Below are 21,518 nucleotides of genomic sequence, written 5' to 3' on the forward strand. Positions count from 1 at the left end.
TACCTCCTCATTCATTACTTTTTATTTGTAAATATGATAAATTATGAAACACTTTTCTGTTACGAATTATTGAGTCGTTTTTCCTAGTGGGATGAACACGATTTGTTAATAGAATAGCAAAGCCATCGGTTTCGGGATCTATCCATATGCTTGTCCCCGTAAATCCTGTATGACCGTAAGATTGCGGACTAAAATAATCACCAATTGGAGAGTTATGCTTATCCTTACCTTGCCACCCTAGCCCTCTTGCGAGATTTAAATGTTTTGTATGATTTTTACTCATTAAATTTACCGTGCTTGATTTTAGAAAACAAGAGAAATCTCTTTTATGTGCTTGTAACATTGCTTGGCAAAGTTTTGATAAGTCTGCTAGGGTACTGAAAAGGCCTGCATGACCAGTTACACCACCCAATACGACTGAATTTTCATCATGAACTTGTCCGCGGACTATTTTCCCTCTCCATATACAATCTTCCGTTGCGACGCACTTACTTATAATAGAAGGAACTGGATTAAAAAAAGTATGGTCCATATTTAATGGATTGAAAACTTTTTCTTTCAATACTAAATCTAGCGTTTTTTTTTCAATTGCTTCAATAATATCTCCAAGTATCATAAATCCCTGTGAAGAGTATTCCACTTTTGTATCTGGTTTGTTAGCAAAATGTAGTTCTCTTACACTTTTCTTCATTTCATTCGCTGTTTTACAAACTTGGAAATTGGGTTGTTGACCTGGGAGTCCACTTGTATGAGTCAATAACTGACGAAGTGTGATCTTAGCTTTGTCTGTATTCCTATACTCTTCTAAAAATAAGTCGACAGTATCCTCTAAACAAATTTTCCCCTCTTCTAATGCACACATAAGTGGTAAAACCGCAATAGGCTTTGTAACAGAAGCAAGATCATAAAGACTATCATCTTCCACTTTAGGGCCTCCCCAATATAAATGACCTAGACTATTGCTTTCTATTACACCATTTGAATTACCAATAACATATGAAGCACAGGAAAAATCTTTATTATCTATACATTCGCTCAAAAATCCAGTTAACATACTTGTCATGATAAAAAATTCCTTGCTATATCTTCATACAGTTTTTCAGCTACGTACAATTCATTAATTTCTACGAATTCATCAGCAACATGTGCTTGTGCCAAACTTCCAGGTCCCAAAATAATCGTTGGTATCTTTGCCACCGTAACGAGTTTACTCATATCACAACCCGCCCGAAAGCCAATTGGATATTGTTTATCAGGCACAATACCTTTAATAGTTTCTATAGCTTTTTCTACGATTTTCTCACCTACTGAAGTCTCTGAAGGTATTGTCGCTACAATTGGTTGAATAAATTCAATTTCAAATTGACCTATTTCATGGTGTAACTCTTTTAAAATATCATCCATCTCTTTATCTGCTTTTTCATGAGTTTCGCCTGGTAATAGCCTACGATCGATAACAATATCACATTGACCTGGAATTGTATTTTGTTGAGTCCCTCCATCGATGATAGTTACAGAAATACTTGCGGAACCTAGAAATGGATGGGCTTCTTTTAATAATTTCTGATTTAATTGTTCGATTTTAAGTATAAAATGAGCCGCATGAGTTATTGCATTGATACCTTTTTCCGACTGTGCCGAATGTGCACTTTTTCCTTTTATACGAATTCGTTTCATATAAGTCCCTTTATGTGCAACCGCTATATGTAAATTTGTTGGTTCTCCTACAATCGCGCCATCAGCCTCTAAACCTTTGCTGACCAGATGTAAAGAACCCACTCCTCCAGATTCCTCACCCATAACTGCCGTTAACATGATTGTTCCTCGTAAACCTGCTGGATTTAATGCAAGACTTTCCAAAGCACACATCATACTTACAAGACTTCCCTTAGCATCACAGGCACCTACCCCATATAGCCGCGTACCTACAATTTCCGCTACAAATGGATCTGTCGTCCACTCTTGTCCTAGTGGATTATTAACATCCATATGCGTATTAAAAACTAGAGTAGGCCCTGAACCAAAATTCATTGAAATTAGTAGATTATTTTTTAATAGTTCTACTTCTTGTCTCTTCACTTCAGCTCCAAAACTCTCTGCCCATTTTTCGAGCCATCGTACAACTTGTTCAACATTTCCAGGTGGGTTTTGGCTTTGGAGAGATATACAATCCTTCAATGCTTCTACTACGTTTCTCTTTCCCACTTCAACTAACACTACCTTCCTTTAATCTTTATAAACCTTTGATTAACTTAGATAGTTCCGAAAGATCAGGGTTAATGTGAACATGGTCTTCATTCCCAAGACTTTCTATTAACTTAGGCTGTTTAAGACCGCCCCCTGTTATTACACATACAATTGTAGACTTAGAATCAATTAAACCTCTTTGTACCAACCGTTTCAATCCAGCAACACTTGCTGCTGAGGCTGGATCAGCAACGATCCCTTCTCTACCAAGGTCTTTCATAGCCCCAATAATTTCCTCGTCTGTTACTTCTTCAGCATATCCATTTGACTCATACAATGCGTTCAATACTCTCTTTCCATCTTGGATTGGAGCATCTGCAGAAATACTTTGTGCAATTGTTTTTGTCGGATCACCTACTCGAACTGCCACTTTCTTTCCTTGATTAAATGCTTTTACATGTGGGCCTGTTGCACTTGGTTGAACAGCAACCATTTTTGGCAATTTAGAAATCCATTGTAATTCATAAAGTTCCTTAAAGCCCTTCCATGCCCCCCATAAGCCTCCACCTGTTCCTACTGGATGAATCATATAATCAGGACTTTCCCATCCTAATGCTTCACTAATTTCATAAGCATATGTTTTCATAGCTTCATGGCGAATTGGGTTAATGAAATTCACAAATTGATATATATTTAATTCCCGAGAAGCTTCCTCAAGTAATTGCGTAATTTCATTCATGCTCTTATAATGTAGAATAGCTGTTTTCCCACCACTAAGAGTTATCAATGATTGCTTCAAGGGATTTGCTAAATATTCTACAAGAGTTAATGTTTTCATATTTGCCCTTTGTGCATAGGCTGAAAATGACATTCCTGCATTTCCAGAACTATACGTCATGCCTTCGGTTATACCAATTTCTTTTGCATAACTAATTGCCAAACTGAACCCTCTATCTTTAAAACTACCTGTTGGCATAAGCGTATCATTCTTAAAATATAGCTTCTCTAAACCTAGTTTTCCACCTATATATATAGAAGGTAAAAGCGGTGTGTCACCCTCTCCCATCGAGACAATATTCTCCTTACTTTTTAGTGGTAAGAATTCATGCCATCTCCATATACTTCGGTCCCTATTTTTAAAATCTGAAGGTGTAGATTTTTTCTTGAGTTCCTCAAAATTATATTGGACTTCTAATAGACCACCACAATCTGGGCAAGTTGTAACTGCCCGATTTCCCATTGATAGTTCAATTTTACAATCATCACATTTATAATGTGTCGCGTAAGACCAGCTCATTCTCTCCCCCCTCAATTGAGTCCTGATTTCGGGTTAAATATGTCTCTCCATCTATCTCCTAATAAATTGATAGCAAGAACAACCAATACAATTGATATACCAGGAAAGACTGAAATCCACCAAGATGATTCCATATATAATTGCCCCTCACTAAGTATGTTCCCCCAGCTAGGTGTATCCACTGGGACACCTAGCCCTAAAAAGCTAAGAGATGACTCAGCTATGATAGCCGCCGCCACTTGAAATGTTGCAATTGTTATAACAGGAGCTAAAATATTAGGTAGTATATGTCTGAATAGGAGTCTGCCATCTTTCACCCCAATTGTTTGCGCGGCTATAACAAAATCATGTGTTCTTAGACTAAAAACCTCTGAACGAACTACCCTTGCATACGGTACCCAACCTGTAACTCCTAATATAATAATTAAATTTTGAAGACTTCCGCCAACTACAGCGATAATCGCAAGTGCTAATAAAATAGTTGGAAATGCTAATTGGATATCTGCAATTCTCATAAATACCTGATCCACAAACTTATAGAAACCCGCGAAAAGTCCAACGATTGTCCCTAGAACGCCTGATATAAACATTGCACAAAGTCCAACAACAATAGAAACTTGACTTCCGATTAGGATTCTACTTAGCAAATCTCTTCCTAAATGATCAGTCCCCAGTAAATAGCCTGATTCAGCTCCTTCCAACCAAAGAGGTGGTAAAAAGCGCATTAACAAGTTTTGTTCGTTCGGATCGAAAGGCGCAATAATAGGAGCGAATATAGCTATAAGAACGAAAACCAACAAAGTTATAAATGGAACGTTCATGAACATAAGCTTGTACCTTTGTTTTTTATTGTTTGATAACATATATCAGCCCCCCCTAATTATATTTAATACGCGGATCTATAATAACGTAAAGTATATCTACAATTAAATTAACAAGAACAAAGATTCCAGCCAAAATAATAATAATGGCTTGAACAAGGGGAAAGTCTCTATTATAAATTGACTGAATTAATAGCTGTCCTACTCCTGGCCATGCAAAGACAGTCTCTGTTACAACTGAACCACCTAATAATGCCCCAACCTCTAGTCCGATAATAGTAACTACTGGTAATAAACTATTTCTTAAAGCATGTTTCCCAACAACCATTTTCGGAAGAAGCCCTTTCGCTTTAGCTGTTCGAACATAATCTGAATCTAACGCCTCTCCCAATGAAGATCTAAGCAACCTGGTGACAAGGGCCAAGAGATGCGTCCCTAAAGCGATGGCTGGCAGGATAATAAATAAAGGCCCCCCCACTCCCCCAGTTGGTAATATTTTAAGTGTTATTGAAAATACCAAGACGAGTAATAATCCCACCCAAAAAACGGGGATAGATTGAAGGAGTATCACTGTGGACATAACAACTTTTTCTGAAAACTTACCTTTTTTTACTGCAGTAATAATGCCAGCTGGAATAGCTATGACTAATGAGAAGATCATAGCTGCCCCTCCTAGTTGAATAGTTGCAGGCATTCTTTCTAAGATAAGTTTTAGAGCAGGAAGGTCATATCTCAAAGACATCCCAAAATCCAACTTCAATAAGTTACCTAGAAATATTAAATATTGTTGTATTAATGGCAAGTCTAAACCGAGCGAAGCTCTTAAACCTTGTTCTTGTTCAATCGTTGCATCTGGCGGAAGCATGATAGATACAGGGTCACCAGTCATTCTGGCTATAAAGAAAACGACAGTCGCTACACCAAATAATACAAATACAGCATATAGTAAACGACGAATTATATAGGTTAACACCCTTACACCTCCGACAACAGATTATTTACTAGCTCCGTACATTCTTAAAATCCCAATAGAGTTAGGTTGCCAATTTACGCCTTCCTGAATTCCATAAAGATTATTAATTTGATATAAAAATATGAAAGGTGCTTCCTCTTTAATGATTTCTTGTAATTCCGTGAAAGCTTCTTGTCGAACTTTAGAATCCAAAGACTGCTCCTCGATATCAATTAATTTGTCCACTTTGTCATCTTCCCAACGGTTATATCGTCGATCACTTTTAATATAGGATTGGAAGTTACTCATTGCATCAAGTGTCCATCCAGTATTTCCTTGATAATACATTGGGGATGCTTTCTCAGCTCGTATATTTGAAATGAAGGTTTGGCCATCCATTAGGTTAGCCTCAACATTGACACCTATTTTTTTAAGCTGTGCTGTAATTACTTGTACATTATTACTATCCAAGTTATTGGCATCAAAAGTGATATCGAATCCATCAGGATAGCCAGCTTCATTTAACAATTCTCTAGCTTTTTCTGGATTATACTCATAAGGAGTAATTGATTCATCATAACCAAAGTTCTCTTCTGGAATTAATGTAGTTACTCTTTTTGCTTGACCATCTAGCACAGAATCGATCATCAGATCAACGTCGACAGCATAGTTCAGTGCTTGACGTACTTCTTTTTTATGCAACGGGCTTTCTGGATCTTTTGTATCAAGGCTAATAAAGAATGTTCGTATGCCCTGTTCTGATTTCACGTTAATTTCAGTGTTACCCTCTAACTGTTTCATAATATCTGGTGTAATGCCCGTCGCGATATCAATTTCACCTGCTCGAAGAGCAGCTGCCAAGTTAGCTTCATCTGGGATTGCTCTAAACTTCAGTGTTTTTATTGCTGAAGCACCTTGCCAATAATCTTCAAACGACTCCATTACTACTTCGTTATCCCTTTTCCAAGATACAAACTTAAATGGTCCTGTCCCAATTGGTTGTTCAGCAAAATGTTCTTCTCCATTTTCTTCAATATATTCTTTCGGAACGATTACACCTCCAAATAAAGTAAGCTTATTAGGTAATATCGGATCCGATCCTGCTGTATGTAACTGAACAATATACTCATCAATAACTTCAACTGATTCCACATTACTTAGTTCTACAATTGGTGACTGCGTAGCAGGATCTAGTAAACGTTCAATACTAAACTTCACAGTTTCAGCATTAAATTTTTCACCATTATGAAAAATGACGTCTTCTCTTAATTTAAATTCCCATGTATCCTCATCTACCACTTCCCAAGATTCGGCTAGAGAAGGTGCTAGTTGTTGATCTGAATCCGTTGTAATAAGCGTATCAAACATATTAATAAGAATATTCATGTCTGGCATTTTCCCCTGTTTTTGAGGATCCAAGGTACTAGTATCAGATTGCTGAGCAACAATTAATGTTGTATCTTTCTCTTTGCTAGTTTCTGTAGTTTGGCCCGTTTCTTCCAATCCACAAGCACCTAATATAGTAAGTACCATCAAGATAATAAACAGAAAAGACTTTTTCAACATAAACAACACTCCTCTAATAGTTCAATTTTTTCATTTCACCTGACGTAATGACAGCGACTGGTACAATTTTTTCAATTGGTTTTACGGTATAGCCATAGGCATCCTGATATCCTCCTTCTTCGATATCCTTCTCAAGTTTAAACAAAGTTGCATTGTTCACAAAGTCATCCATTTCACACCAAAGTTGCATATTTAATACGGAAGCAGGTTCTAAGGTTACAGCTTTAATCACTTGTTTTAGACTCATTCCGCAGGCTAGAAGCTTCGTCATCGTTGTCGATAAATCATATACTGGACCATTAATATTTCGAACATGTATATCGGTACTAATTGTAGTTGGAAAATAACCTTTTGATAGAGCTTTTTCACAAACATCTATACTAAAACTTGCTGCTCCATGACCTATATCCATTTTCACGCCTCTGTTTAGTGCATCTTTTAGTGCCTTAATTGGTGTACCATCCTTAAGCCAAGGTTTTCCTAACTTACCGTGATAACAATGCGTGATAATATCATTTTCTTCTAGCAATTCAAGTATGTCCTCAATTACAGGCGGAGCTTCCCCGATATGGACCATTAAAGGTAGTTTTGCTTCTTTAGCCACTAACTTAGCAAGCTTCAATGGCTGAATACCCATTTCCTCCACAATCGCACCACTCGAACGGACTTTTACCCCACAAATTAAATCCCTGTTTTCATTAATAGCCTTTAACGTAAGATCCATATTTAAGTAATTGATTTTGGAAACTTCTTTTAAGTGGACCAGTCCAATTGAACTTATGTTTAGCCACGACTTAATCTGCGTATCAGATTGTGGTAAGACGTATTTCTTTAATCCTTGTAAAGTTGCTTCCCCAGCACTTCCAGCATCTGCTAGGACATGAACACCTTTTGCAAGTCCGACTTTATTAGGGTTTACACTAATCTGCGTAAAGCCCTCATAGATATGAGTGTGAATATCTATCCATCCTGGGCTTAAATATAATTCAGGAGTATCCTTTACTTTTTCATTTATCCTCATAATTTTATAGCTATTTCCCATTTTAATAAGTTCTGCAATGTATAACTCGTCATTTAATGGATCAATAATATTTACTACTATCTTTTCATCATTATTTTTCATAATTACACCTCTTTAATTTGTGTATAAAGATGACAAGCAACATTATGTCCAGTACCATACTCTTGTAACTCCGGTTTTATTTCCTTACAAATGTCCATCGTCTGTGGGCAGCGTGTATGAAATGGACATCCTGACGGAGGGTTAGATGCACTTGGTATCTCACCTTCTAGAATAATTCTTTCTCTTTGCTGTCCTCTTTTAAGATTAGGTGTAGCAGAAAGCAGTGCTTTCGTATATGGATGCAAGGGGTTATCAAAAATATTTGATTTATCGCCAATTTCCATTATATTACCTAAATATAGGACCGCCACTCGATCACTAATATGTTGAACAACTGCTAAATTATGTGAGATAAACATGTAAGATAACTTATATTCTTCCTTTAATTCTAAAAGTAAGTTTAATATTTGAGACTGAATAGACACATCTAAAGCAGAAACTGCTTCATCAGCTATAATTAGTTTTGGATTCAATGATAAAGCACGAGCTATTCCTATTCTCTGTCTTTGACCGCCAGAGAATTGATGGGAGTATTTATGAATATCCTCTTTTTTCAACCCTACTTTCAACAGTAATTCTTCAGCTTTTTTGAAAGCGCTTTCCTTATTGCAGATATTATTTACAATGAAAGATTCTGTTAGGATCTCACCTACTTTCATCTTCGGATTCAGTGAAGCATATGGGTCTTGAAATATCATTTGAAACTTCTGTCTTGTTTCTCGTAATTTCTTATTAGATAATTGATTTAGTTCTATGCCTTCAAAAAAAATGCTGCCTTCCGTCGGCTTTAATATCTGCATAATCATACGACCTAGAGTGGATTTTCCGCACCCTGATTCTCCTACAATTCCCAAGGTTTCATTTTCATTAATATATAAAGAAATATCGTCTATCGCACGGACATATTCCTTCGATCGTGAAAGAAAGCCAGTTTTTACAGGAAAGTATTGTTTCACATTTTTCACTTCAACCAAATGATTACCCAATTGCTCTCCTCCTTCTAAACTAGAGTACAACGAACAAAATGACTCTTTTCTATTTCTCGAAGTAATGGCATTTCTATAAAACACGATGCCTCCGCATATTCGCATCTTTCTGCGAATCTACATCCTTTTGGAAAATTATCAGCAGAGGGTACTGTTCCAGGTATAGAATAGAGAACCTGGTTCTTTTGCCCAATCACTGGTACTGATTTCATAAGAGCCTTTGTATATGGATGTTGTGGTTTGTTAAATAATGAATCTGCATCCGCTCTTTCTACAATTTGACCAGCGTACATTACTGCCACCTGATCAGCCATTTCAGCTACCACGCCTAAATCGTGGGTAATCATCATAACGGATGTTGATAACTCTTCTTTCATTCGTCTCATTAAATCTAATACTTGCGCTTGAATCGTTACATCCAATGCCGTCGTAGGTTCATCTGCAATTATTAAACTAGGTTCACAAAGTAATGCCATCCCTATCATGACTCTTTGTCGCATTCCCCCTGACAACTCATGAGGATAGGACTTCACAATTTGTTCTGCTCTAGAAAATCCAATAAACTCAAGTATTTCTATTACTTTTTGCAATGCTTTTTTCTTATTATTTTTTTGGTGTCTTCGAAGTCCTTCAGACATTTGATCGCCAATAGTAAGTACAGGATTTAAAGAAGTCATTGGCTCTTGAAATATCATAGCAATCCCATTTCCTCTAATATCAGAAATTTCTTTTTCTGAAAGAATACTTAAATCTTTTCCTCGATAATTAATTGTTCCTTCTGCAATGTAGCCGTTTGGTTTAGGTATTAAGCCCATTACCGATAGTGCCGTGACACTCTTTCCACTTCCAGACTCCCCCACGATACAAAGAATTTCCTTTTTATTAATTGTTAAATCTATCCCATCAACGGCTCTTATTTCTTTTCCTTTTTCCTTGCCATTAAAATAAACTTTTAGACTTTGAATAGACAACAAAGTTTCTTCTTGCACTTTCACACCCCCTATAAGTTTTTATCTTCTCTTTTTTTCGATTCCTCGAGACAGCTATAAAGGGTAAACTTTGAAATGTCGAAAAACTGTGCTATCTTCTCTCCAGCTTTTTTAATTAAAAATGCACCTTTTTTATCTAAAAAATGAATCCCTTTTATTTTGTCTTCCTTCGACATATGCGAGACTGGCTTTCCTATTAGTTCTTGAGCGTCTTGTAATAATGAATCCAAAATATCGTTTACATTACTTACAAAGTCTTCTTTAACCCTCTCTGTTAAATTAGTATTTGTTAAAGATTTAATTACATTTTCAGCCATCATTAAATCTGATATATCAAAGTTTATACAAAGACTACCAATCAATTCGTCTTCTTCATTTCTCATATAGATAGATGTAGATCTTAATAGTTTCCCCTCTTTTGTCTGAGTAACATAATTATATCTATCACCACTTTCACTCGTTCCTCTTAGTACTTCCAATCCAAGATTTGTTCCTGGATCACCTATCTTGCGTTTTGTGACATGACCATTTTCAATTGCAATTATTGTTTTGTCGTAAGGAAGTGTTAGGTCATGCAAAACAACTTCACAATTCGAACCGAATTGTGCAGCAATTCCTTTCATTACTGATTTCAATAGATTTTCATTACCCTTTAATCCATTCATTTATATTCCTCACTTTTTTAAATTTATATCAAACAGTCAGTTATGCTATCAAACTAACTGTTTGATTTTATTCGAATTTTTCCCTTTCTATTCTCCTATCCTAATTATCCCTAAATAAATTAGAGCCAACATCTCAAGTAATTATTACGGAAACTTAGTTATTCAACCAAACTGTTTGTTTTATTTCAACTAAATATAAAATTTTTAATTTAAAGCAACATTTTATTTATTAGAAAAAGATTGTTTCTATTATTCATTTTTACTATAATCTTCAGACATTATAATGTCAACTTCTTTTTTTGCAGAGATTGTATAATATTAAGTTTAAAAGAAGTGAAGTACAGAAAATGATTAACTCCCGATATAGGAATAGATAAAAGGGAATACTTTCAATGTCTACATATCTAATTGAGTACGTATACTTCACATACAAACTCGATTTCCGTTGTAACCAGACAACATATGCTTATGCACTTGAATTCAATGAACTATGCCGAGCCGGCTATTCTCGATATAATCCGCCGCTACTCCATAAAATCTAGCGCTGCCCATTTGAAATACAAATCTATCGAAAAAATCATAAAAAAACTAACACGACTTATCATCTATAATTGCGATTTTTATAGGATTCTCCTTATCATAGTTATAAAAGTCTCTTTTAAGATGTTTTGTAATCAAGCCCATTTCCCACCGTTTTTTCTGCTCACACTTTTACTACCTGATTGAATTCATTCCTATTCTATGTTTCTTAAATTGCTCGAGACCTAAATTAAATACATACACTACAATTACATGAAGAAAGTCCAAAGGAAAAAATAGTTAATTGTTTTTTTAATAAATGTGTTCAGTATTAGAGGAAAAACATCTCTGCCATTAATTCTCATTCAATCGGAGATTCTATTTGGCAACATTTCTTCACTTTCAGGCGTGATCTATTCCTGTTATTCTACACCAATTGCTGTCCGACTACGCAAGTAAAATGTCTCTGTAGATAGGCTAGCCTTTCTTTTTGGATCGGCGGCGGTCCACTCTTAATCACATTATCCTCTATCAGTCTGCCCTCCCTGTTGATAATTGCGAAATTGTTTTTGCTAGGAATACTATGCGTTGTGATTGGTTTGTATTTTTTATATAGGATAGTTGTTCACAATGCCCGTGCAAGAGACAAGATATGTCTCTTGCACGGGCAATTTTTTCGAAATACATGACATAATGGTAAGCAATTCAACAAGTAAGCTATACATGCATAAGAGATCAGACATCCACTTACATGTCTGATCTCTACTTTATAAATAAACCCCAGCCGTTCATTCCAAACGACTAACATATGACAATATTTTTTCAGGCGTAGTTTGGGCTACTATACTTCTTGCGGTAGTGCCATAAACAATAATCAGATTTCATTTTGTAATATTTCCGGTAAAGGCTTGCCTATTCTCCAAAATGATTACATTTAGTGCCCGTGCATCAAACGCAGGTAACGATTCATGTAATTGAGTAAAAGTACAAGATCGTAGACAGACAGCTAAAAAAATTTTTGATTATATTATTATAAAGTCGTAGGTATATTCTGATTTTCCGACGTGCAGATACCTAAAATGAGTGCTCATCATTTGACGCGTACCTATATAACTTTCTTCTTTTTCCTTTTTTTCATTAAAAGGCTAGCGACAATAATGCCACTTGCAGGTATACCGATTCCTGCCGTATACATCATTTTCTTTTGCTTTTCTTGGGCTCTTTGGTCTTGTCCTTCTTGAAAAAGTGAATCATATAAGGCGATGGATTCACTATTGATTTCAAATTCCTCCGGAATGAAATATTCCGATTTAGTGTGACCATTTTCGAAGGCAGTTTCCTTTATCTGGACAGCAATTTTGTTTGAATCAAAGCCTTCATTATTCCAAGTTAGTAATTGTTGATTTCCATTCTCCTCATCAACAGGAAATTCCATGTTGATAAAGGCGGATTGATAGCCTTCTGCAAGTGTTTCTTCTTTTCTTTTTAATTTACCTTCTTCATAACCTTGATTGTAGGATTCAATGAATCTATCGTCGGTAGTAGCTACTGCTAGCACTGCTAATTCGTAACCATCCTTACTTCCCAACTTCAGTTGTTTACCCTTTTCTTCTTTTGTTCGCTCTTCATAGCCTGTTTTATAATGGGATTCAAATGCAGTCTTTAATGTGTCTTCTTTAGCATAGTCAGCAGGAACTACTAATTTAGCTAATGAATACCCTAAATCATGCCCCGATTGTTCAGAGTTAGTCACAATTTTTTCATGATTGAATGATTTACTATATGCTGTTTTATAGGCATTATTCCAAGTTTCTGATTTAGAATCATTCAATGGAACTTTCTCATTATCCCCTTTTCGGAAGGAACTTTTTCCATCAATTTCTCCTGAAGCCATCCCGGCTACTGTATCTTCTTCTTTAACCTTTTTGAGACCTTCGTTATAACCAACCTCGTATCCTAATGCATAGCCCTTTTTATATCCTTCATTGCCAGTAGTTGTTTGGGTAACTTTTTGTTTTCTACTATAGCCCTCTTCATATCCTTGTGATTCCCCTGTACTTCTTCCCTCATCAATATCAGCTTGGCTATAAGCTGGTTTCGGCTTCGGTTTTGATGTTGTAACCGTGCTTGTTTTGGGAGTACCACCATTATGGAGATGATATTCGCCTGTCACATATCCCCACTTTGCACAGTTTGTCCGACACGTATGACCACCACTGCTATCTGTTCTCCCTGGATGTGCCATAGCGTCACTAGCAAAAATAGAGAAAGTGAGAAACGCTATACTTAATGCAACTATTACCTTTTTCATTATCTCGCTCCTAATGTTTCATCTGTTAGTATTTCCCTTTTATACCTATCATTATTACAATACTATACAAGGTACGACCCTGTCGATCTTTTCAAAAATAATGGGCACACTAAAGGGGCAGCCAAAGTTTGTCTTGACTGACCCTTTAGTGTATCTCATGTAATTGAAGTGTACTTGCAGAAAAAAATAGTGTCGTGTTGGTCGCCCTACAATCATTTTTCAACTTAGAGCATCTATCCAAATCTTATATCCTTCCCCATTTAAGTGGATTCCGTCAATTGTGAATTTCTCATCCAATTGCCCGTTCTTGTCCACGAAACTAGAATGTAAATCAATGTATTCGATTCCGTTTTCTTCAGCAATTCTTTGTAATACTTCATTAAATTGTTTTACTTTTTCATTAGATATTTCATTACCAAACAGCTCGTTATTTACTGGAAGTATGGATTGTATAAAGAGTTTACTGCTTTCACCTTCGAAAGACTTCACAATCGCGGTTATATGTTTTTCGAAATTTTCACTACCTTTTGAGTACCGAATATCGTTAACGCCAATCATAAGGTATGCCTCTTTTGGGCTCCGATTAACCACTTCCTTTATTCGATTCAATACTCCTTTTGACACGTCGTTTCTGATTCCCCTATTTAGCACAACCTCGTTAGGGAAGTATTCCTGAAACTCTCCGTAATCTGTAAGGCTGTCCCCAATGAATATTTTATGTACATCTTTAACATCGGACTGATCGAAGATACTTTTTTTCGTGAAGTAATAATCTGAAGTTCCTTTTCTGGAAGGTGCCGGTTGCATTTGTTTTTTCGTGACATCAATGCCGCCTATTTTAGACACGTCAACACTTCCCACTCCAATCAAAATGATATTTAAAAGTAATGATATAACTAATAAAGACTTAATCTTTTTCAAATTTGACACTTCCTATTCTTAAATCTATTCCTTATGTATGGAGCTTACTACAATATATCTATACCCAGATTTTCAACAAATAATGTTTATTTCAGGTTCAATTCCCTCTGTAGTCAGGCTCTACTTCTATGTTTTTTTGAATTGTAATCGTATCTTTCACCACAAATCGCAGTGGAAACAGGAGCAATCATTAACTTTATTCCCATAGTTTAACTAGGCACTCCTCGAAATGAGCACGCATTCAATTCCAACTAGGAATTCCACTTTTTATCCAAGTATTCCAACACCTCTTATGGTACACTTTTCATATGAAAAAACTTCTCATTTTGATCATCCTACTTAGCATTCTATTCTTTTCTTCTGGACAAAGCCCTGAGCAGCAATCGCTCATACCTACGTTGGAAAAATGGTTGCCCGGAGAGCCATTCAAATCATCACTTTCTAAACTGCACGTGCCGTATTGGGGCATAATAGTTTCGATCGATGAACGAGGTTATTATCCTTTTGTTGAATTCCTTGTCAGAAAAAGTGCTCATTTCTTCACTTTTGGATTTATTGCCTCCATCATCTATTTAATTTTACCTAAACACATGTTTCGCATATTGACCGCCACATGGATAACACTTTTACTGGCCGCTGGGGATGAATATCACCAATCGCTGACAAGCGGACGGACACCAACGCTTCAAGACGTCATTCTCGATATGGCAGGAGCCATTACATTTCTCATTATTTTACGGTTTATTTTATTACTGAAACGCCCAAAAAAAGCAAGAAAGCGCTAGGATTTACACAGCGATTTCTTGCTTTTTTCATCGATAACTCTAGATATGCTTCAAAACTACTTGTGCATTGATTTAAGTTTTGCGGTAGCATCATCTGAACAGAAAACACAAGCAGTTGTGCTTTCTTGAACATATTAAGAAGTCACAATGTTTTTCGGTTCTTCTTACTCCTTAAGATGATCCCCTTACCGACATGTTACACAGGCATTTTTTTCAGTATCCGGTTCATTACATCCATTTTATCTGAAACTTAGATCCACCATACATATACTGTAGCAATAACCGATCATCTTCCTTTATTCGTCCAATCACATTAACTTTTTTATCAGCTGGGAGATTTCGTTTCGCAATTTGAATCTCTCCCTGATAGCGTTCATACTTTTCGTTATCTACGGTAATCGTACCCAGTGGTCTTTCTACCGTATTGAATGCTTTAACGGGACGGGTGCCAATTAGTCCGTATTCTCTTGATTCCATCGATCGGATGCAATCCCGAGCAGCATCTAAACGATTTGTCTGTACGGCTCCCACAATTTCAAGCAAAGATTTGTTATGAATTGCCTGTTCAGCTCGCAATAAAAAAATCCTATTTTGATAAGAAGCAAATTGCTCTAGCGATTGCTCAGTCAGTGTAAGATCACCGACCAAGACCTTGTCCACGCAGCCATTTTCAATTAAGTCCAGAAAGGCGGAAAAAGGTGAGATACTTCGATGGTCTTCCAATGTCGGCAATCTTTCATAAAGCGGTCCGCGCAATGATCCATCTCCTGGAATGAAGGCCATTACGGTGACCCCTTCCTGTTTCAGCCACTCATTCACCTTGCGAAATTCATCACGATCGAGTCCTGTTTCGGGTCGCGGATAAAAGTTATGCCACGCCTCAATAGATTCCGTGTGTAACCCTGCCTGTTTCATATTTTCCAAGCTATCCTTAGTCAGTGTGCTTGCATTCAGTGCCACTTTCATTTTCTTGGATAACCTGACAATTGTGGATTCTGAAATACCATAGTCCACCCGTAATCCCGTTAGCCCCCACTCAAGAAGACCTTCTGCATTTTCCCATGTGAAACCAAGATGTCCAAGTGACTTTGGCGAAATATCTGCCATTAACTCCATATTATATTGTTTCGCTGCTGCCCCTAGTCTTTGAAGACGTTCTTTATAAAGCTGCGGATCCTCCTCGGGGATATGAAGCGATGTGAAAATGGAAGTAAAACCGATTTCTTTCACCTTTTTAAGATAAAATTCAAATTCCTCGTTCAAATCATTTCCTAGATAAACAGAAATTCCAAGCATGCAATCAGCTCCTTTGTAAGTTTAAGAAAAGCGCAAGGCGCCGCATTAGATGTGCCTCGAGCTAAATCTTTCTTTTCATCAAAAAAAGGAGGCAAGCCCCCCTTTTTTAAATACCGTCCGCCATTTCTTCCTTGAATCCAAACAAGTACGTGAATAGGAATCCGAATATATAGGCAATTAAAAGACCCAAGAAATAAAACAAGAATTTATTGTCTGCAATAAGTGGTATTAACGAAATACCAGATACGCCGATACCAGATGCAGCAACTTTCATGACTGCCTGGAAGGCACCGCCGACTGCCGCACCCATACAGGCAGTAAGGAATGGGCGACCTAAAGGAAGCGTGACCCCGTAAAGCAGCGGTTCTCCAATTCCGAGGAAGCCTACTGGTAACGCCCCTTTAATTATATTACGTAATCGTTTGTTTTTAGTTTTCACAAATATCGCGATGGCTGCACCAACTTGACCCGCGCCTGCCATTGCCAATATTGGTAATAATGCAGTGTAGCCCACAGAATTGATCAATTCTAGATGAATGGGCGTCAAACCATGATGAAGTCCGACCATAACCAGCGGCAGGAAGAAACCTGCGAGAACCGCACCTGCAACAACACCACCGACATCCAAAATGACATTGATTCCAGATGTAATACCATCAGATAGAACACCAGCAACTGGTACTACTGCATAGAGTGAAAAGAAACCTACTGTTAATACGGTAATTAAAGGTGTAACTATAATATCAATCGAATCATGCATAACAGATCGAACACGCTTTTCAACCCAAGTCATTAACCAAGCCGCAAAGATGACACCAAATAATCCACCTCGACCTACCACTAATGCCTCTCCGTAAATCGTAATATCTGCAAGTGCAGGGTTGAACAAAAATGCCCCAGCAATTGCACCAAGTACTGGTGTGCCCCCAAACTCCTTAGCTGTATTCCAACCCACCAAAATCGCAAGATACATGAAAATACCGCTTCCAAGTAGAAGAAGAATTTGCATCCATGTTACCGTCGGATCCACACCCGCGTTTTTCGCGAAGTTTGCCCCTCCGTTAATTAGACCTGATGCAACAAGACCTGGGATTAGTGGAATGAAGATACTACCAATTCGGCGAAGTAGCATTTTTATTGGTGTTTTATTCTTCTCCTTCAGATTGGCTTGATTTCTTGCTGCTTTTTCGCTAAAAGTTAAATCATTTTCATCTAAGGCTGCCTCTTCCCCAATTGACAGCCCCGTGACTTTGCTCATTTCTGCAGCAACTTTATTGACCGTCCCCGGCCCCACTACGATTTGCAAAGTATCATCTTCAATGACACCCATTACGCCATCGACTTTTTTCAACGTGTCAATATTCGCCTTACTATCATCTTTTAATACTAAGCGCAAACGAGTCATACAGTGGGATAACCGCTGGAAATTTTCCTTACCGCCGATATTCGCAAAAATATCTTTGGCCATACGCTCTTCCTTTTTCATTCAAATCCCCCCATTTCACTATTTATATAGACTTTCGGACAAAGCCGCCTGTTTGTTCCAATTTTTCAACCGCTTCTTCATAAGTACTTTGCAGTAAAATCATGACTATAGCGGTTTTCACCTGCTGTTGGGCTTTTTCGTAATAGTTCTCAGCTGTCTCATAGTCAACTTGAGTGGCTTCCATTATGATTCTTTTGGAGCGCTCTGTTAACTTTTCATTAGTAGATTGGACATCGACCATAAGATTTTCATATACTTTCCCAATTCCAATCATGGATGCCGTAGAAATCATATTCAGTACTAACTTCTGGGCTGTTCCCGCTTTTAATCTCGTTGACCCTGTTAAAATCTCAGGACCAGTCTCTACTTCAATTACCATTTCAGCATGCTTGCTTATTTCAGCGCCTTTATTACATGAGATTGCTACCGTTTTAGCCCCCTTTTCTCGGGCATAATCTAAAGCACCTATGACATATGGAGTCCTACCGCTCGCGGCTATTCCTATGACAGTATCCTTATCGCAAACTGAAGCAGATTCCATATCTAGCGCCCCCATATTTACACTGTCTTCGGCACCCTCAACCGCAATTGTAAACGCTTCCATTCCTCCAGCAATGAAACCTCGAACCATTTCAGGAGAAACCCCAAACGTTGGGACACATTCAACAGCGTCAAGAATCCCCAATCTTCCGCTCGTTCCCGCCCCAACATAAATGAGTCGGCCTCCTGTTTGGAACGATTGGATAACAGATTCAACAACTTTTTCAATATGATCTAGCTCGTTTTTGATGGTAGTAGGAACTGAACTATCCTCTCGATTCATAGCTTCTAGAATTCCTCTTACAGACATTTCATCGAGTTGCATCGTCTTGCTATTTCTCTTTTCTGTAGCTAACTTTTCAAGCATTCTATCGCCCCTCTTAAACTAGTACTTTATACTTTTATTGTACCGTTAAGAAACTACATGTCAATATTATTAGGAATATTACTGAATCTTAATTTCATATGAAAAAAAAAAGGAAACCCCCTATTCGGTTTCCTCATCTCCGTAATTTCTCCATCTCACTTCTTGCTTCCTGATATTGTTTGATTACCTTTTCTCCGACATGATGAAAAACGCTCATATATAAGGTATCAATGACCGTCAGCTGCGTCATTCTGGAAGGTATGCTTCCAATTCTAAAATCCTGTTCCACATTCGGGGTGCAAAGTCTGATATCCGCTGTTCTATATAAGGGTGACTTATCCAGATTCGTAATTGCGATTACAATTGCCCCTTTCTTTTGAGCAAACTGGGCAAGTTCCAAGACATCCCTCGTCTTTCCCGATGTACTGATGGCAACAAAAATATCATTTTTGGTTAAATAAGGAATAACCGTAAGCATGTAATGAAAATCCAAAGAGGTAATAGATTGATACCCTAGCCTTGTAAATTTATAGTGTGCATCAAGTGCTGCAGTAGATGATCCGCCAACACCAAAGAAAACAATTTTTTTTGCGTCTTTTATGGCATCTACTGCTTTCAATAACTCCTTCTTATCCATTGAGTCCGTACAAGATTCAATTGCGAATTTATTCACCTGTATGACCTTTTGAAATGAGTCATAGGGGGTATCCTTTTGCTGCAAAATTGAAAAATCCGTTAAGTTCATTTCTGTTAACGTTAAATCCTTAACAAGCGCAAGTTTAAATGACTTGAAGCTACCCATTCCAATCGATTTGCAAAAGCGAATTACACTCGCTTCACTTACACCTATCTTTTTTGACAGCTCTTTTGTCGTCATATTGGGAATTAACTCCGAATGCAAAATTATGTATTCACCTACTTTTCTTTCAGCAGCAGATAAAATAGACAAGCCTTGTTTAATTTTATCGATTAATGATTTCATTTCCACACCTCCAACACCTTTAGTATATACGACACCAGGATTGTTGAACACTTCGCGGGATTCGTTGGAGGCTTTGCCGATTTTGTTGGAGACTTCGCTGCGTTTGTTGGAGGCTTCGATGGTTTGGTTGGACGCTTTCCGGTTGGTTGGACACTTCACGAAATTGGTTGGAGGCTTTGCCGATTTTGTTGGAGACTCCACCGCGTTTGTTGGACGCTTCGATAGTTTGGTTGCACGCTTTCCGGTTGGTTGGACACCTCACGGAATTGGTTGGATACTCCACTGGGTTCGTTGGAAACCTCTTTATTGGTTGGACGCTAGCCAGCCTGCATTATTGGAAAGACGTTACAAACTCACTTATAATGGTAGGATAAGAAATCGTGTTGATTGTTGAAACAAACGTGACTGTCACGCACCACCTCATCTACCACTTTACAAGGAGGACTAAAAATGGAGAATAACAGAATTACGTTGATGGATGCTTATATGATTGAAACGCTTCGTGGTAATGGCATATCGGATGGAGAACTGCTTGACCGACTTGAGCAGAAGGATATCGACTCTTGGAAGAATTTGAAGCCTAGTTTTGATTTTAGTGAATTGATAAAGCTTTATGATCAAAATCCAAGTACGTTTTCATCTATACTTTCAGATGGCTATACGGTGAAGTTCATTACGATGAAAGGCTTGCAAAACTTGTTGAATATGAAGTTTGATAAGATCGAAGAACGGGATTATCAACTTACGGGTAACGGAATCTCGCATCTAACTATTGAAGAAGGAGTTTATCCAGCACTCAAACAGCTATTATCTAGTAATTGGGTTATTCAAGAACTTTCCGAGCACAATGCCAGCGAGCCCACTCAGCTGATTAGTATTTTGCTCGTATGAAATGGATAAGGGGATATAGTCGGTTATACCGGCAACATGTCGAATGGTGACTGTTATTTATGCAAAAATCCCCTCGTGCCACAATTGGTGACATAGGGGACTTCTATAGTTACAATTTTCATTATAATTGAACCTTTGACTGACTTCTTATTCAATACCTATCTAATTTTCTGTCGTTAGTCGAGATTTAATGTATTCATAACCATTCTCGATATGTTCCTTCATCGCTTGTGTTGCATCGGCTTTGTTTTTGTTTTCGAGTGCGGTTATTATCTTTTTGTGTTCATCAAAAATCTCTTTTTTTCGATTATCACTATACGCTGAAACATTTCTATTATGCAAGATAATATCGCTAATTTGATGAATTAGATTAATAAGCGTCAGATTCCTTGAATACTCGAAAAACATTTCATGCATTTCGGTATTTAACTCAGCATATTCGGTATGATTATCAGCAACTTTAGACCTTTCCAAAAGTGTTTTCAACTTTTCAATACCTTCTGAATCGATATGATCTATTGCCAACTGAATGGCCTTAATCTCAAGTGCTTCCCTGCACTGATACACTTCAAGTATTTCTTGGGAGGAGAATTCCTGAACAATTGCCCCACGCCAAGGAATAATCTTCATAAGTCCCTCAGAAGCTAAACGTCTGAATGCCTCACGGACCGGCGTCGTACTAACATTCATTTGTTCACTTACCGCAGTTTCAGTCATACGGGTTCCGGCTTTTATTTCTCCGCTAATAATTGCGGATTTAATATTTTCATACACAACAACATTCAATGGCTGCCTGCTTACTGTTTTGATATTTGATATACTCATTTTCTCCTC

20 protein-coding genes are annotated in these 21,518 nt (G+C 37.5%); 3 read left to right on the forward strand and 17 right to left on the reverse strand.

Annotated elements, in window-relative coordinates; translation table 11 throughout:
- Nucleotides 1-7 precede the first annotated feature (7 nt).
- From AZE41_RS18130 to AZE41_RS18185, 12 genes are all read right to left on the reverse strand, one after another.
- The gene (locus tag AZE41_RS18130) at nt 8-1,063 is read right to left on the reverse strand and encodes a serine hydrolase domain-containing protein (RefSeq protein WP_067212458.1); all 1,056 of its coding nucleotides are present in this window, start codon (nt 1,061-1,063) and stop codon (nt 8-10) included.
- Nucleotides 1,060-2,217, reverse strand: coding sequence for a M20 family metallopeptidase (locus tag AZE41_RS18135; RefSeq protein ID WP_067212462.1), 1,158 nt, complete (start codon nt 2,215-2,217; stop codon nt 1,060-1,062). The genes AZE41_RS18130 and AZE41_RS18135 overlap by 4 nt, the downstream gene beginning before the upstream one ends.
- Nucleotides 2,218-2,233: 16 nt before the next feature.
- Nucleotides 2,234-3,484: a threonine synthase gene (gene thrC / locus AZE41_RS18140; RefSeq protein WP_067212464.1), complete on the reverse strand. Its 1,251-nt coding sequence runs from the start codon at nt 3,482-3,484 to the stop codon at nt 2,234-2,236.
- Nucleotides 3,485-3,495: 11 nt separating this feature from the next.
- Entirely contained in the window at nt 3,496-4,347 is an 852-nt protein-coding gene (locus tag AZE41_RS18145; RefSeq protein ID WP_156476088.1) for an ABC transporter permease, read from the reverse strand.
- 13 nt (nt 4,348-4,360) lie between these two features.
- Nucleotides 4,361-5,278, reverse strand: coding sequence for an ABC transporter permease (locus AZE41_RS18150; RefSeq protein WP_067212466.1), 918 nt, complete (start codon nt 5,276-5,278; stop codon nt 4,361-4,363).
- A 21-nt stretch (nt 5,279-5,299) separates the two neighbouring features.
- Nucleotides 5,300-6,823 (reverse strand): ABC transporter substrate-binding protein, encoded by a 1,524-nt coding sequence (locus tag AZE41_RS18155; RefSeq protein WP_067212468.1) that lies wholly within the window; start codon nt 6,821-6,823, stop codon nt 5,300-5,302.
- Nucleotides 6,824-6,836: 13 nt separating this feature from the next.
- A complete protein-coding gene (locus AZE41_RS18160; RefSeq protein WP_067212471.1) occupies nt 6,837-7,946 on the reverse strand; it encodes an amidohydrolase/deacetylase family metallohydrolase in 1,110 nt (369 codons plus the stop codon).
- Nucleotides 7,947-7,948: 2 nt separating this feature from the next.
- Nucleotides 7,949-8,932: an ABC transporter ATP-binding protein gene (locus AZE41_RS18165; RefSeq protein WP_067212474.1), complete on the reverse strand. Its 984-nt coding sequence runs from the start codon at nt 8,930-8,932 to the stop codon at nt 7,949-7,951.
- 14 nt (nt 8,933-8,946) lie between these two features.
- Nucleotides 8,947-9,921, reverse strand: coding sequence for an ABC transporter ATP-binding protein (locus AZE41_RS18170; RefSeq protein WP_067212476.1), 975 nt, complete (start codon nt 9,919-9,921; stop codon nt 8,947-8,949).
- Nucleotides 9,922-9,932: 11 nt separating this feature from the next.
- The gene (locus AZE41_RS18175; RefSeq protein ID WP_067212479.1) at nt 9,933-10,586 is read right to left on the reverse strand and encodes a helix-turn-helix transcriptional regulator; all 654 of its coding nucleotides are present in this window, start codon (nt 10,584-10,586) and stop codon (nt 9,933-9,935) included.
- A gap of 1,624 nt (nt 10,587-12,210) precedes the next feature.
- The gene (locus AZE41_RS18180) at nt 12,211-13,416 is read right to left on the reverse strand and encodes a YHYH domain-containing protein (protein ID WP_067212482.1); all 1,206 of its coding nucleotides are present in this window, start codon (nt 13,414-13,416) and stop codon (nt 12,211-12,213) included.
- Nucleotides 13,417-13,635: 219 nt separating this feature from the next.
- Complete coding sequence (locus tag AZE41_RS18185) at nt 13,636-14,346, reverse strand: GDSL-type esterase/lipase family protein (protein ID WP_231885712.1); 711 nt, start codon at nt 14,344-14,346, stop codon at nt 13,636-13,638.
- A 299-nt stretch (nt 14,347-14,645) separates the two neighbouring features.
- Here AZE41_RS18185 and AZE41_RS18190 point away from each other — a divergent pair, with 299 nt between their 5' ends.
- Complete coding sequence (locus tag AZE41_RS18190) at nt 14,646-15,122, forward strand: VanZ family protein (protein WP_067212490.1); 477 nt, start codon at nt 14,646-14,648, stop codon at nt 15,120-15,122.
- A 228-nt stretch (nt 15,123-15,350) separates the two neighbouring features.
- On the opposite strand, the gene AZE41_RS18195 is transcribed toward AZE41_RS18190, so the two are convergent.
- The 4 genes from AZE41_RS18195 to AZE41_RS18210 form a co-directional block, all read right to left on the reverse strand.
- Nucleotides 15,351-16,418, reverse strand: coding sequence for a DUF871 domain-containing protein (locus AZE41_RS18195; RefSeq protein ID WP_067212493.1), 1,068 nt, complete (start codon nt 16,416-16,418; stop codon nt 15,351-15,353).
- Nucleotides 16,419-16,524: 106 nt separating this feature from the next.
- On the reverse strand, nt 16,525-17,904 hold the full coding sequence (locus tag AZE41_RS18200; RefSeq protein ID WP_067212496.1) for a PTS transporter subunit EIIC: 1,380 nt from the start codon (nt 17,902-17,904) through the stop codon (nt 16,525-16,527).
- Nucleotides 17,905-17,926: 22 nt separating this feature from the next.
- Complete coding sequence (gene murQ / locus AZE41_RS18205; protein WP_067212500.1) at nt 17,927-18,811, reverse strand: N-acetylmuramic acid 6-phosphate etherase; 885 nt, start codon at nt 18,809-18,811, stop codon at nt 17,927-17,929.
- 133 nt (nt 18,812-18,944) lie between these two features.
- On the reverse strand, nt 18,945-19,793 hold the full coding sequence (locus AZE41_RS18210; RefSeq protein WP_067212503.1) for a MurR/RpiR family transcriptional regulator: 849 nt from the start codon (nt 19,791-19,793) through the stop codon (nt 18,945-18,947).
- Between the two features lie 118 nt (nt 19,794-19,911).
- On the opposite strand from AZE41_RS18210, the gene AZE41_RS18215 reads away from it, so the two are divergent.
- On the forward strand, nt 19,912-20,187 hold the full coding sequence (locus AZE41_RS18215) for a hypothetical protein (protein ID WP_067212506.1): 276 nt from the start codon (nt 19,912-19,914) through the stop codon (nt 20,185-20,187).
- A 56-nt stretch (nt 20,188-20,243) separates the two neighbouring features.
- The gene (locus tag AZE41_RS18220) at nt 20,244-20,684 is read left to right on the forward strand and encodes a hypothetical protein (RefSeq protein WP_067212508.1); all 441 of its coding nucleotides are present in this window, start codon (nt 20,244-20,246) and stop codon (nt 20,682-20,684) included.
- A 162-nt stretch (nt 20,685-20,846) separates the two neighbouring features.
- Here AZE41_RS18220 and AZE41_RS18225 read toward each other — a convergent pair whose 3' ends face one another.
- Nucleotides 20,847-21,509 (reverse strand): GntR family transcriptional regulator, encoded by a 663-nt coding sequence (locus tag AZE41_RS18225; protein ID WP_067212512.1) that lies wholly within the window; start codon nt 21,507-21,509, stop codon nt 20,847-20,849.
- Nucleotides 21,510-21,518: the final 9 nt, after the last annotated feature.

It is taken from the genome of Sporosarcina psychrophila (genome assembly GCF_001590685.1).
Taxonomy (GTDB): Bacteria; Bacillota; Bacilli; order Bacillales_A; family Planococcaceae; genus Sporosarcina; species Sporosarcina psychrophila.

Excerpts from the sequence above, each read along its gene's own strand:
- AZE41_RS18175 (WP_067212479.1), bottom strand. The coding sequence starts at position 10,586 with ATGAATGGATTAAAGGGTAATGAAAATCTATTGAAATCAGTAATGAAA.
- AZE41_RS18210 (WP_067212503.1), bottom strand. The coding sequence starts at position 19,793 with ATGAAATCATTAATCGATAAAATTAAACAAGGCTTGTCTATTTTATCT.
- AZE41_RS18190 (WP_067212490.1), top strand. The coding sequence starts at position 14,646 with ATGAAAAAACTTCTCATTTTGATCATCCTACTTAGCATTCTATTCTTT.
- thrC (WP_067212464.1), bottom strand. The coding sequence starts at position 3,484 with ATGAGCTGGTCTTACGCGACACATTATAAATGTGATGATTGTAAAATT.
- AZE41_RS18200 (WP_067212496.1), bottom strand. The coding sequence starts at position 17,904 with ATGAAAAAGGAAGAGCGTATGGCCAAAGATATTTTTGCGAATATCGGC.
- AZE41_RS18180 (WP_067212482.1), bottom strand. The coding sequence starts at position 13,416 with ATGAAAAAGGTAATAGTTGCATTAAGTATAGCGTTTCTCACTTTCTCT.
- AZE41_RS18145 (WP_156476088.1), bottom strand. The coding sequence starts at position 4,347 with ATGTTATCAAACAATAAAAAACAAAGGTACAAGCTTATGTTCATGAAC.
- AZE41_RS18195 (WP_067212493.1), bottom strand. The coding sequence starts at position 16,418 with ATGCTTGGAATTTCTGTTTATCTAGGAAATGATTTGAACGAGGAATTT.
- AZE41_RS18215 (WP_067212506.1), top strand. The coding sequence starts at position 19,912 with ATGGTTTGGTTGGACGCTTTCCGGTTGGTTGGACACTTCACGAAATTG.
- AZE41_RS18225 (WP_067212512.1), bottom strand. The coding sequence starts at position 21,509 with ATGAGTATATCAAATATCAAAACAGTAAGCAGGCAGCCATTGAATGTT.
- murQ (WP_067212500.1), bottom strand. The coding sequence starts at position 18,811 with ATGCTTGAAAAGTTAGCTACAGAAAAGAGAAATAGCAAGACGATGCAA.
- AZE41_RS18155 (WP_067212468.1), bottom strand. The coding sequence starts at position 6,823 with ATGTTGAAAAAGTCTTTTCTGTTTATTATCTTGATGGTACTTACTATA.
- AZE41_RS18160 (WP_067212471.1), bottom strand. The coding sequence starts at position 7,946 with ATGAAAAATAATGATGAAAAGATAGTAGTAAATATTATTGATCCATTA.
- AZE41_RS18130 (WP_067212458.1), bottom strand. The coding sequence starts at position 1,063 with ATGACAAGTATGTTAACTGGATTTTTGAGCGAATGTATAGATAATAAA.
- AZE41_RS18220 (WP_067212508.1), top strand. The coding sequence starts at position 20,244 with ATGGAGAATAACAGAATTACGTTGATGGATGCTTATATGATTGAAACG.